Below are 12,080 nucleotides of genomic sequence, written 5' to 3'. Positions count from 1 at the left end.
GCTCATGGCTCGCCGGCGCTTCCAGTCGGTAGCGTATTGTCCCGTCGATGTCCGCTTGATGTCGCCAGTGCGACGGCCACCGGCTGCCAGGCCTGGCGCAGCCGCGGCAAGGACCACGCTGCGTTCGCGGGGCTGGTGGACGGCAGCGACAGCACCGTTGGTGGACTGGCCAGCTGCGGCCGCACCCAACGCTGGAAGGCCTGCATCGCTGCGCCACCATTGCAGCCGATCAGCTGCAGGTCAGGCAACGTGGCGATCAGTGCGGAAAGTGCATTGGCCACTTCCGTGCCACGCACGATGTCCGCATCCAGGCTGCCACGCCGCTCGCAACGGCCGATCACATCCCATAGGCCGACACCATTGGCGGCCAGTGCCTGCAGGCGCTGCTCATACGGCAACGATGGATCGAAGCCGCACAGATCGCCGAGCAATGGCCAGAAGCGATTGCGCGGGTGCGCGTAGTAATGCTGTGCCTGCAATGAAGCAATACCGGGCATTGAACCCAGCAGCAACACCCGGCAATCCGTGTTCACCTGCGCAGGCAAGCCGATGCACAACGTTGCGGCGCTCACATCTTCTCCAACTGCATGAATATTCCGGAATGGCAGAAACCACATGAAAACAAGCGTTTCGCGCTGCTCGCTGAACAGTGCGAACCAATTTTTAACGCGCGTCGGATTCGATTCATGTTGGGGCGACTACGGTGTGCTCGCCCCGCAACCGGGGGCCCAAAACAAGAAACATTAGGAGATTCCCCCATGCGCTCCATCCGTATCCTGAGCCTCGCCCTGCTGACCTCCGCCGCGTTCGCACCGGCTGCCTTCGCGCAGGACAGCAGCACCGACACCGCCTCGGGCAAGCATTTTGCCGTGGTTGGCGGCGTCTCGCTGCTGCAGCCGAAGAATGACCCGATCGACGGCATCAAGAAGGTCGATGGCGGCCCGGCGCCGACCGTCAGCTTCAGCTACTACATCAACGACAACTGGGCCGTTGAACTGTGGGGCGCTGCAGACAAGTTCGACCACAAGGTGAAGGGCCCGGGCAATGCCCGCCTCGGCAGCGTCGAGCAGCAGCCCGTCGCACTGAGCGGCCAGTACCACTTCGGCCAGGCCGACAACGTGTTCCGCCCGTTCGTGGGCGTGGGCTATTACCAGTCCAGCTTCAGCGGCGAAAAGCTGGCTGACGGCAGCGACTCCGACATCCGCCTGAAGGATGCCAAGGGCGTGATCGGCACCGTCGGTGTGGACATGAACATCAACTCGACCTGGTTCGCCCGTGCCGATGCCCGCTACATGCGCTCGCGTCCGGACGTGAAGGTCGGCGGCGAGACGATCGGCGAAGCGAAGATGGATCCCTGGACAGTCGGCTTCGGCATCGGCGCCCGCTTCTAAGCGCTTCTGCGTCACTGTTCTACCGCGACGGGCCCTTCGGGGCCCGTCTTCGTTTCCGTCACCCGCATTAGGTAGAGTCGACAAACAAGATGCGGAGGCGCGATGGACGAGGTCGACCTGCTGGTGATCGGCGGTGGCATCAACGGTGCCGGGATCGCCCGTGATGCCAGTGGCCGTGGCCTGAAGGTGCTGCTGTGCGAACAGCACGACCTGGCAGCACATACGTCCAGCGCCAGCAGCAAGCTGATCCATGGCGGCCTGCGCTATCTGGAGCAGAGCGAGTTCAGCCTTGTGCGCAAGGCCCTGGGCGAACGCGAAGTGGTGCGCCGGCAGGCGCCGTTCCTGGTGCGGCCACTGTGCTTCGTGCTCCCGTGGCAACCGCACCTGCGCCCGCGCTGGATGCTGCGCCTCGGGCTCTGGCTGTACGACCATCTGGGTAGCCGCAGCCCCGCCTTCCCCGCCTCGCGCGGTGTGGATCTGCGCGACGATCCGCTCGGCGCGCTGCTGTCGCCACAGCTGCAGCAGGCCTTCAGCTACGCCGATGCACAGGTGGACGATGCGCGGCTGGTCATCCTCAATGCGTTCGACGCTGCGCAACGCGGTGCTCGCATCCTGACCAGCACGCGCTGCGTGGACCTGCGGCGCGAGCACGGGCGCTGGCGCGTGGTGCTGGAAAACACTTCCGGCCATCAGCAGATCGTGCAGGCACAGGCGGTGGCCAACGCCGCAGGCCCGTGGGCTGGCGGCCTGCTGGAGCGCATGCACGCCCGCAGCGGCGGACCTGCGCTGCGCCTGGTGCAGGGCAGCCACATCGTGCTGCGCCGCCCCTGGCCGCACGACAGGGCCTGCCTGCTGCAGCAGCCTGATGGCCGCGTGGTGTTCCTGCTGCCCTTCCACGACCATCTGCTCATCGGCACCACCGACACCGACTATCGCGGCGATCCCGCACGCTGCACGGTGCTGCCCTCGGAAGTGGACTACCTGTGCAGCGCGGCCAACGGCTACCTGCGCGATCCGATCTCAGCCACCGAGGTGGTCTGGCAGTTTGCCGGCGTGCGCCCGTTGCTGGCCAACCCGGACCCGCGCGCGGCAAAACTGAGCCGTGACTATCGCCTGCACCTGGACGCCGAAGGTGCGCCTGCGCTGCACGTGCTCGGCGGCAAGCTGACCACGTACCGTGTGCTGGCCGAGGAAGCACTGGACCTGCTGCGCCCCCACCTGCCCCACGCAGGCCCAGCCTGGACGGCGACAGGTGCCCCGCTGCCTGGCGGCGACTGGGGCGATGCCGGGCAGGCACGTCAGCAATTGCAGCAGCAGGCCCCCTGGTTGCCGGAAGTCACACGGCGACGCTGGGCAAGTGCCTATGGCAGCCGCAGCGTCGATCTGCTGCGCGGAGCGAACACCCTGCTCGATCTGGGCGAGGACTTTGGCGCGGGCCTGCACGCACGCGAGCTGGCGTACCTGTGCGACCACGAGTGGGCCCGCACCGCCGAGGATGTACTGTGGCGACGGAGCAAGCTGGGGCTGCAGATGGATGCGTCACAAGCAGCGCGGCTGCAGGCGTGGATGGATTCACATTGCCGGTAATGCCTGGCACCGCCGATGCATTACGCTTTCAACATCGTCACCGGAGATGCTGCATGACGCCCCGTTACGTGCTGGCCATCGACCAGGGAACCACCAGTTCGCGCGCGATTCTGTTCGATCGCGCTGGCGACATCGTCGGCAGCGCGCAGCGCGAGTTCACCCAGGTGTTTCCACAGCCGGGCTGGGTCGAGCATGACCCGCGCGAGATCCTGACCAGCGTCTACGCCACGATCACCGAGCTGCTCAGCCGCGAACAGATCGATCCCCGCCACATCGCGGCGCTGGGCATCACCAACCAGCGCGAAACCACGGTGGTCTGGGACCGCAACAGCGGACAACCCATCCACAACGCCATCGTCTGGCAGTCGCGGCAGAGCCAGGCGATCTGCGAGCGGCTGAAGTCCGGCGGCCACGAAGCGCTGATCCGCGAGCGCACCGGCCTGCTGATCGACGCCTACTTCTCGGCCACCAAGATCCGCTGGATCCTCGATCACGTCGAAGGCGCGCAGCAGCGCGCCGAACGTGGCGAACTGCTGTTCGGCACCATCGACAGCTGGCTGGTGTGGAATCTCAGCGGCGGTCAGGCGCACGTGACCGACTACAGCAACGCCGCGCGCACGTTGCTGTTCAACATCCATACCCTGGACTGGGACGACGACCTGCTGGCACTGCTGGACATCCCCCGTGCGATGCTGCCGCAGGTGCGTGATTCCAGTTCGGTGTATGCGCACACGCGCCCGCAGTTCTTCTTCGACCACCCGATCCCGATCGCCGGCATCGCCGGTGACCAGCAGGCTGCGCTGTTCGGCCAGGCCTGCTTCCAGCCGGGCATGGTCAAGAACACCTATGGCACCGGCTGCTTCATGCTGATGCACACCGGCACGCAGGCCGTACGTTCGCGCAATGGCCTGCTGACCACCATTGCGTGGGGCCTGGAGGGAAAGGTGGAATATGCGCTGGAAGGGTCGATCTTCGTCGCCGGCTCGGTGGTGCAGTGGCTGCGCGATGGCCTGCGCATGATCGATCGTGCCGGCGACAGCCAGGCCTTGGCCGCACAGGTGCCGGACAGCGCGGGCGTGTATCTGGTGCCGGCCTTCGTCGGCCTGGGGGCACCGTACTGGCGCAGCGACGTACGCGGCGCGATGTTCGGCCTGACCCGTGGCACCCGCAAGGCGCACTTCGTGCGCGCAGCGCTGGAGGCGATGGCCTACCAGACCCGCGACGTACTGGATGCAATGCAGTCCGATGCGGGCATATCGCTCAGTGAACTGCGCGCCGATGGCGGTGCGATCGGCAACGACTTCCTCGCCGGCTTCCAGGCCGACATCCTCGGCGTACCGCTGCTGCGACCGCGGCTGACCGAGACCACCGCGCTGGGGGCCGCCTACCTGGCCGGGCTGGCGGTCGGCTTCTGGGAAAGCCGCGAGCAGATCGCGGCACAGTGGGGGCTGGATCGACGCTTCGAACCGCAGATGGCGGTCGCCAGGCGCGAGAAGCTGTACGCAGGGTGGCAGCAGGCCGTGGCCGCCACCCTCGCCTTCCACGTCGATTGACATTGTAGAGCCGAGCCATGCTCGGCTGCCGTTGGTGGAATGCCGAAAACAGCAGAGCCGAGCGTGGGCCCGGCTCTTCAGGAAGGGCAGTGTCGACCAAGGTCGACATCTACCCTTCAAATCAACAGATCAGCCGCAGTCAGAACGCCGGCAGCACAGCGCCCTTGTACTTGGTCTCGATGAAGGTCTTCACCTGCGGGCTGGTCAGCGCCTTGGCCAGCTTCTGCACGCGGGCGTCGTCCTTGTTGTCCGGGCGAGCGACCAGGAAGTTCACGTACGGCGAGTCCTTGCTCTCGATCGCCAGCGCGTCCTTGGTCGGGTTGAGGCCGGCATCCAGCGCATAGTTGGTGTTGATCAGGGCCAGATCAACCTGGTCCAGCACGCGCGGCAGCATCGCCGAATCCAGCTCGCGGAACTTCAGGTTCTTCGGGTTGGAGACGATGTCGCGCTGCGTTGCCAACGCATTGGTCGGGTCCTTCAGCTCGATCACACCGGCCTTGTGCAGCAGGATCAGTGCGCGGCTGTTGTTGCTCGGGTCGTTGGGGATCACCACATCGGCCCCTTCACGCAGCTCAGCCAGCGACTTGATCTTGCGCGAGTACGCACCGAAGGGCTCGATGTGCACGCCGATGACCTTGGTCAGGTCGGTCTTGCGGTCGCGGTTGTAGGCGTCCAGGTACGGCTCGGTCTGGAAGTAGTTGGCATCCACCTGCTTCTGCACCAGCTGGTCGTTGGGCTGCACGTAGTCGTTGAACACGCGCACGTCCAGCTCCACGCCTTCCTGCTTGAGGATCGGCTTGACCACTTCCAGGATCTCGGCGTGCGGCACGGCGGTGGCGGCCACCACCAGCTTCTGCGAAGGCTCGCCGGACTTGCCGCAGGCGGTCAGGGCCAGCGCAGCGGCGAACAGGGGCAGCAACAGGGTCTTCTTCATGGGCGCAATCGATCTCGGGGGAGGTGTCAGGATTTTTCGTAGTTGGTCAGGGCCAGTTCCAGCAATGCCTTGGCCTGCTCGCGCAGCATCATCGGCTCGACGATCTCGGCATCGGACCCGTAGTGCAACACGTCCATCAACAGTTCGCGCGACACGCTGTAAGGCACTTTCAGTTCGTAGCGGCCATCAGGAAGGAAGCGGCCCTGCTGCTTGGAGTGCCAGTGCTCATCGGCCACCCAGCGCGCGGCCTTGGCACTGAACAGGATGGTTGCCCAGCCCTTTGGCGCACCGGAGAAGATGCCGTAACTGGCGCCCAGCTGTTCGTCCAGCTCACTGTCGGCGACATCGCGGGCGGTACTGTCGATCACCCGCGCCTTGTAGATGCGGTCCACCGCAAAGCTGCGCAGGGCCTCGCGGTCATGGTCCCAGCCGTCCAGATACCAGTTGTCGCGGTAATGGGTCAGCCGCTGCGGCGATACGGTGCGCTTGGTCGCTTCATCGGTCGAGCGGGCACGGTATTCAAAGCCCAGCTGCTTTCGCTCCAGCACTGCCGAGGCGACCGAGCGGAAGCTGGCTTCATCGAACTTGCGGCCACGGTGCGGAATCACCCGCACCCGGTCCACCGGCCAGCTGGAAACACCTGCCTGGGCAGCCAGCAGGCTCTCGATGCGCTGCTGCAGCGGCGCCAGCACCGAAGACAGCACGCCGCCGCCGGTACGGGCCAGCAGGTGCTGCGAGGCCAGCAGTGCGTGCAGCTCCTCCGAGCTCAGCCACAGGCCGGGCAGCTCGAAGCGGTCGCTCTCGTCGGCCAGGTAGCGGAAGCCGGCCTCGCCATCGCCCTCGATCGGCGCCATCAGCGCATCGCGCAGGAACGCCAGGTCGCGGTAGACGGTGGCCCGGGAGCAACCGAGCTTGTCCTGCAGGGTCGCCACCGTCACCGGATAGCGTGCGGACTTGAGCAGACGATGCAGGGCGGTGATGCGTTCGTATCGGTCCATGCCCCTGATTATGTCCGAGTCTCGGGCGTTGTGGCGGACGATTGGGCTATCGTGGGCGCCCCCTGCCCTGCGGAGCGCCTGATGCACCGGTTGTCTGTCCTGCCCCTGCTGGCCTGCCTGCTGCTGGCCGCCTGCGACCGCGCACCGGCGCCCACCGCTGCTGCAACGCCCGTCCCCGCTGCCGATCCGGCACAGGCGGTGCTGTCGGTCAGCCAGCGGTTTGCCGCCCTGCGCAGCTTCCATGCCGAGCTGGAGGTGCTGGGCGCGCAGCAGCCGGTGCGTACCGCAATGGATTTCGTTGCCCCGGATCGCTTCCGGGTCCAGACCCCTGCCGGGCCGCAGGTGATCATCGGCGACACCATGTTCCTGCAGGCCGACGATGCGATCCGCCAGGTACCGACCCCGCCGGGCCTGCTGGAGCAATGGCGCAGCCCGCTGCCTGCCGATATCCCCGCACAGGCCCTGCAGGCCGAAGATCTGGGCGAGCAGGCGCTGGATGGGGTCAGCACGCGCCATTACCGCCTGCGTGGCGCCACGGCCGGCGAACGCCTGGAGTACTGGGTGGATGCGCAGGGCTTGCCGCGGCAGATCGTGCGCAGTGGCCACAACAACGGCAAACCCTTCCAGCTGCGGCTGCGCTACTCGCGCTTCAACGATCCGGCGCTGCAGATCGATCTGCCCTGAATGGGGCTCACCGGCAACCTCTGCTGAAGCAGGCGGGGCGGGCGATTCAGACGGTCATCACGCTTCCAGTATCATCACCGGCTGTCAACCGCTTCGGAGAAGCCCCGATGTCCCTGCGCGTGTCCCTGCTGATCCCCCTGCTGCTGTGCGCGCCGCTCGCGTACGCACAGGATGCCTCCGAACTGGCGGCGATGTCCTCGCCGTGGAGTGGCAGTGGCGGCGAGCTCGGCTTCGCGTCGGCACGCGGCAACAGCAGCACCGAGAGTTTCAACGGCCGTCTGCGCCTGCGCTACACCGACGGCGACTGGGTGCACAGCATGGACCTGTTCGGCCTGCGCTCCAGCTCCAAGGTAACCGAGACCAACGACGACGGCACCACCACCCGCCGCAACAACACCACCGCCAACCGCTACACCGGCAGCGCCGGCAGCGCGTTGCAGCTGGGCGAGCACCGCCAGCTGACCGCGACGGTACGTACCGAACGCGACGACTTCGCCACCTATGACCGGCAGAGCTCGTTCGGTCTGGGTTATGGCACCCGGCTGTGGAACACCGAGCGCTTCTCGTTCGACGCGCAGATCGGCCCGGGTGTGCGCCGCACCCACAGCACCGAGGACGACCGCACCCGTACCGGCATGATCGGTCGTGGCCTGTTCGACCTGAAGTACTCGCTGACCGACAACACCGACCTGATCAACACCCTGCTGGTCGAATCGGGTTCGTACAACACCTTCGGCCAGAACGATTTCGGCGTCTCGGTGAGCATGAACGAGCACCTTGCGCTGAAGGCAGGCTGGCAGGCGCGTTACAACAGCGACGTCGCCGAGGACAAGCGCAAGACCGATACGCTGACCACGATGAACGTGGTCTACAAGTTCAAATAAGCAGAACGGGCGCCAAGGCGCCCGTTTCTCTTTTCCGGTAGTGCCGGCCGCTGGCCGGCAACTGCATTCAATCGGGATGATGAGGTTGCCGGCCAGCGGCCGGCACTACCTCGCCAGGGCTCAGACGTTCAACAGCTCACCGGCACCCGCATCCAGCAGCATCTTCGCCACGCGCTGGCCCAGCGCTTCCGGGTCGCTGGCCGGACCCACGGCGTCGGCACGCACCGCGCGGCCGTCACTGGCGCTGCCGACCAGGCCCTGCAGATGCAGATCCTGTCCCTGCCACTGCGCGATCGCCGCCACCGGCACGTGGCAGCTGCCGTGCAGCGCGCGGTTCATCGCCCGCTCCGCCTCCACGCAGGCACGCGTGGCGGCGTCATCCAGGCCTGCGAACAGCGCCATCAGCGCGGCGTTGCCGCCATCGCACTCCACCGCCACCGCACCCTGCGCCGGCGCCGGCAACCACTGTGGCGGCTGCAGGCGGGCGACAATACGGCCCCCGAGGCCCAAACGCTCAAGACCAGCCACCGCCAGCACGATGGCGTCGTAGCCACCGTTGTCGAGCTTGGCCAAGCGGGTATTGACGTTGCCGCGCAGGTCCAGCAGTTCCAGGTCCGGGCGCAGCGCGCGCAGCTGGGCCTGGCGACGCAGTGACGAGGTACCGACGCGCGCACCGATCGGCAGCGCATCCAGCGAGGCATACAGATTGGAGACGAAGCCATCTGCCGGGTCGTGGCGGGTGAGCATCGCCGGCAGCGCGAAGGGTTCGTCCAGCTCCATCGGTACGTCCTTCAGCGAATGCACCGCGCAGTCCGCCTCACCGCGCAGCATGGCCAGTTCCAGTTCCTTCAGGAACAGGCCCTTGCCGCCGATGGCCGCCAGCGAGCGATCCAGCACTTCATCGCCGCGGGTGCTCATCGGCACCAGTTCCACATGCAGATCGGGATGTGCCTGGCGCAGGCGGTCGGCGACGTGTTCGCTCTGCCAGAGGGCGAGCGGGCTCTTGCGGGTGGCGATGCGGACGGTTTCCATCCGGGCATTATCGCGCCTATCGGCTGGATACGGCCAACGGCGGAGCCCCTCGTGGCTGGTGTGGTCGTGCAAGCAACTGCTGTGCTTGGCCGGGCGGGGTGGGTGCGCGGGGGACGCCGTAAACCCATCCCTGGGGGCTTGGCCGCGGCATCCATGCCGCGGACACCCCCGCGCACCCACCCCGCCCGGCCTCTGACAGTTTCCGTGTGCGTCAGCCACGGAAGATCAAAAGAAAAGAGCAGAAGCGGGTCGCTTCGCTCGGAGCCGAGCGTGGCTCGGCTCTACATTTCTCTACCCCTCCGATAACACCAATGCCTTTGCTGTCCGACGCTGAAATCTGTCGAAGGCGGAACGGTGTGGACATGCAGGGGTGTAAGCCGCATGGATGCGGCGACCAAGCCCCCATGGATGGGTTCACGGCGTCCCCTGCATGTCCACACCGTTGCGCCATGCGCGCAGCAATACAGAGCCGACCAACCCGCTGTTGCTGTTGCTGTTGCTGTTGCTCGCAAGCAGTCGCGGCCGCAGGCCGCGCGGAAACCTCACAGATGCCGCAATTCCTGCTTCAGCGTCGCCACGCAGCGCCGACTCACTTCCAGCGGCTGCTTGCCATGCCGCAGCATCGCCTGCACCTGGCCGCCCGTGCCACGACGCAGCTCCACCAGCTCATGGCGTGCCACCAGGCAGTTGCGATGGATGCGGATGAAGCGGCTGGCGAACTCTTCTTCCAGCGACTTCAGCGACTCCTCGATCAGGTCTTCTCCGCGTGCGTGATGCACCACCACGTACTTCTCTTCGGCCTGCAGGTAATGGATGTCGTCCAGCGGAATCAGGCGCAGGCTGCCGCGCAGGCGCGCGCACAGCATGCTGCGGGCCTGCTGCCCGCGGTGGTCCTGCGGCTGGCCGTCGCGGCCGGCCAGGAACGTGCGTGCGCGTGCGATCGCCGCCGCCAACCGCTCGGCACGCACCGGCTTCATCAGGTAATCGATGGCTGCCGCTTCGAAGGCCGACAGTGCATGCGCGTCGTAGGCCGTGCAGAACACCACCGCCGGGCGTGGCTCGAAGCTGGCCAGGTGGCGGGCCGCTTCCAGGCCATCCAGCCCGGGCATGGCGATATCCAGCAGGACCAGATCCGGTTGCAGTTCGGCGCAGGCGTGCAGGGCCTGCTCGCCGTTGCCGGCCTCGGCAACCACGTCCACCCCTTCCTGCGCGGCCAGCAGGCTGCGCAGGCGCTCGCGCGCCAGCGGTTCGTCATCGGCGATGACTACCCTCACGATCGTCCCCTCACTGGATCGGCACTGTCACCTGGCAGGCATAGTAGCCCTCGCTCCAGCCAGCCGTCATCCGCGCGGCACGGCCAAAGCGCCAGGTCAGGCGATGGCCGATGCTGTGCTGGGCATGGCCCGCGCCCTGCGCCAGGGCCAGACCGGGCACCTGCGGATCCGGGGCAGGATTGCGCACACGGATCTGCAACTCGCTGCCCACGCAGGCCAGATGCAGCTCGATGGTGCCGCCCTCGGGCAGGCGCGAGATGCCATGCAGCACCGCGTTTTCCACCAAGGGCTGCAGCACCAGCCGTGGCATCGGCAGCTCCCAGGGCAGCGGTTCGTCGCGCTGCCAGTGCACCCGCAGGCGGTCGCCCAGGCGCAGTGATTCAATCGACAGGTAGCGCTCGGCCAGCTCGCACTCATCGCGCAGCGTCGAATCGCCCTCGCCCGCGCCCAGTGCGGCGCGGAACAGATCGGACAGGTCGAGCACGGCACGCTCGGCCACCGCCGGGTCCCGATGCAGCAGGCTGGCGATCAGGTTCATGCTGTTGAACAGGAAGTGCGGGCGGATGCGTGCCTGCAGGGCGTCCGCCTGCGCACGGGCATTGGCCTGTACCTGCGCCGCCCAGCGATCACTGACATAGAAGTAGCGCAGTGCCAGCGCGGTGATCAGCGCTGTGGTGGCCGCACTACCCAGGGTGAAGCGCCAGAAGCCGATGCCGTGCGCGAAGTTGTCCCCCAGCACGGCATACAGGGCATGGATGATACCCGCGCACAGGATGGCGATCAGCGCCGCCAGACCGACCGCTGCGACGGCACCCAGCATTTCCGGCAGCTTCGACAACGCCTGCCGCAGCAGGCACAGGCTGGCGGTGACCGCCAGTGCCAGCCACAGCGCGAAACCGCTGGCCGAGGCCAGTTCAGCCATCGTCCAATGGCGGCTGCCATCGGGTGCCAGCGCCAGCACCACCACCACCAGTTCGGCCAGGCCAAGCATCGCCGCCAGCCGCGGCAGGCGGCACAGTTCCGGCATCCACGGGGCGGCGGGGCTCGCGACCATGGCTCAGACGGCGCCCAAGCGTGCCTGCAACCAGTCGCCCAACGCGTCGATTTCCTCGGCGCAGACCTGGTGGGCCATCGGGTAGCTGTGCCACTGCACGTGCAGCCCCAGCGTGCGCAGCTTCTCGGCGCTGTGCGCAGCCACTGCCTGCGGAATCACCGGGTCGCTGCTGCCGTGGGCCATGAACACCGGCACGTCCACCGCGCCATCGACGCGGGACGCGCTTTCGGCATCCGGCAGGTAGGTCGACAGCGCAATCAGGCCAGCCAACGGTGCAGTACGCGCCAGCGCGGCACTGAGGATCACCGCTCCACCCTGCGAAAAGCCAGCCAGGAAGATGTGATCGGCGGCGACACCGCGTTCGATCTCACGGGCGATCAGGGCATCCAGCTGCGCTACCGACTCCTGCACGCCGGTCATATCGGCGCGCGAGCGGAAGTCCATGCCGACGATGTCGTACCAGCCGCGCATCGGTACGCCGTTGTTGATCGTGATCGGCCGCACCGGTGCGTGCGGGAACACGAAGCGCAGCGCCGGCCAGTGCGGACGCACCAGCTCGGGCACGATCGGCGCGAAATCATGGCCGTCGGCCCCCAGGCCGTGCAGCCAGATCACCGACCACTGCGGCGAGGCGCCGGTTTCCTGTTCCACCGTTTGCAGCATGTTGCGGCTCCTGTACGTTCGAGCCG

12 protein-coding genes are annotated in these 12,080 nt (G+C 66.8%); 5 read left to right on the top strand and 7 right to left on the bottom strand.

Translation table 11 applies throughout. The features are described from left to right. Window positions 1-2: 2 nt before the first annotated feature. Entirely contained in the window at window positions 3-572 is a 570-nt protein-coding gene (locus HUT07_RS02050; protein WP_176019517.1) for a DNA-deoxyinosine glycosylase, read from the bottom strand. A gap of 186 nt (window positions 573-758) precedes the next feature. On the opposite strand from HUT07_RS02050, the gene HUT07_RS02045 reads away from it, so the two are divergent. The 3 genes from HUT07_RS02045 (at window position 759) to glpK (ending at window position 4,531) form a co-directional block, all read left to right on the top strand. Beyond that, window positions 759-1,391 (top strand): OmpW family outer membrane protein, encoded by a 633-nt coding sequence (locus tag HUT07_RS02045; RefSeq protein ID WP_176019516.1) that lies wholly within the window; start codon window positions 759-761, stop codon window positions 1,389-1,391. 102 nt (window positions 1,392-1,493) lie between these two features. Continuing rightward, the gene (glpD, locus tag HUT07_RS02040; RefSeq protein ID WP_176019515.1) at window positions 1,494-2,978 is read left to right on the top strand and encodes a glycerol-3-phosphate dehydrogenase; all 1,485 of its coding nucleotides are present in this window, start codon (window positions 1,494-1,496) and stop codon (window positions 2,976-2,978) included. A 53-nt stretch (window positions 2,979-3,031) separates the two neighbouring features. Next, the gene (gene glpK / locus HUT07_RS02035) at window positions 3,032-4,531 is read left to right on the top strand and encodes a glycerol kinase GlpK (protein WP_176019514.1); all 1,500 of its coding nucleotides are present in this window, start codon (window positions 3,032-3,034) and stop codon (window positions 4,529-4,531) included. 139 nt (window positions 4,532-4,670) lie between these two features. Here glpK and HUT07_RS02030 read toward each other — a convergent pair whose 3' ends face one another. Next, complete coding sequence (locus HUT07_RS02030; protein ID WP_176019513.1) at window positions 4,671-5,465, bottom strand: MetQ/NlpA family ABC transporter substrate-binding protein; 795 nt, start codon at window positions 5,463-5,465, stop codon at window positions 4,671-4,673. Between the two features lie 26 nt (window positions 5,466-5,491). Next, window positions 5,492-6,463: a YafY family protein gene (locus HUT07_RS02025; RefSeq protein WP_176019512.1), complete on the bottom strand. Its 972-nt coding sequence runs from the start codon at window positions 6,461-6,463 to the stop codon at window positions 5,492-5,494. A gap of 81 nt (window positions 6,464-6,544) precedes the next feature. Here HUT07_RS02025 and HUT07_RS02020 point away from each other — a divergent pair, with 81 nt between their 5' ends. Beyond that, entirely contained in the window at window positions 6,545-7,147 is a 603-nt protein-coding gene (locus HUT07_RS02020) for a hypothetical protein (protein WP_176019511.1), read from the top strand. A 107-nt stretch (window positions 7,148-7,254) separates the two neighbouring features. After that, on the top strand, window positions 7,255-8,031 hold the full coding sequence (locus HUT07_RS02015; RefSeq protein WP_176019510.1) for a DUF481 domain-containing protein: 777 nt from the start codon (window positions 7,255-7,257) through the stop codon (window positions 8,029-8,031). A 120-nt stretch (window positions 8,032-8,151) separates the two neighbouring features. Here HUT07_RS02015 and hemC read toward each other — a convergent pair whose 3' ends face one another. The 4 genes from hemC to HUT07_RS01995 form a co-directional block, all read right to left on the bottom strand. Then, on the bottom strand, window positions 8,152-9,063 hold the full coding sequence (hemC, locus tag HUT07_RS02010) for a hydroxymethylbilane synthase (RefSeq protein ID WP_176019509.1): 912 nt from the start codon (window positions 9,061-9,063) through the stop codon (window positions 8,152-8,154). A 542-nt stretch (window positions 9,064-9,605) separates the two neighbouring features. Further along, window positions 9,606-10,337, bottom strand: coding sequence for a LytTR family DNA-binding domain-containing protein (locus tag HUT07_RS02005; RefSeq protein WP_176019508.1), 732 nt, complete (start codon window positions 10,335-10,337; stop codon window positions 9,606-9,608). A gap of 10 nt (window positions 10,338-10,347) precedes the next feature. Then, window positions 10,348-11,364, bottom strand: coding sequence for a sensor histidine kinase (locus tag HUT07_RS02000; RefSeq protein ID WP_176022459.1), 1,017 nt, complete (start codon window positions 11,362-11,364; stop codon window positions 10,348-10,350). Window positions 11,365-11,394: 30 nt separating this feature from the next. After that, window positions 11,395-12,054 carry an alpha/beta hydrolase gene (locus HUT07_RS01995; RefSeq protein WP_176019507.1) on the bottom strand — a complete coding sequence of 220 codons (660 nt, stop codon included), beginning with the start codon at window positions 12,052-12,054 and terminating at the stop codon, window positions 11,395-11,397. Window positions 12,055-12,080 lie beyond the last annotated feature (26 nt).

It is taken from the genome of Stenotrophomonas sp. NA06056, from assembly GCF_013364355.1.
Taxonomy (GTDB): Bacteria; Pseudomonadota; Gammaproteobacteria; order Xanthomonadales; family Xanthomonadaceae; genus Stenotrophomonas.
Note: the sequence above shows the minus strand (reverse complement) of the source record. Positions and strands in the feature narration are given on the sequence as shown.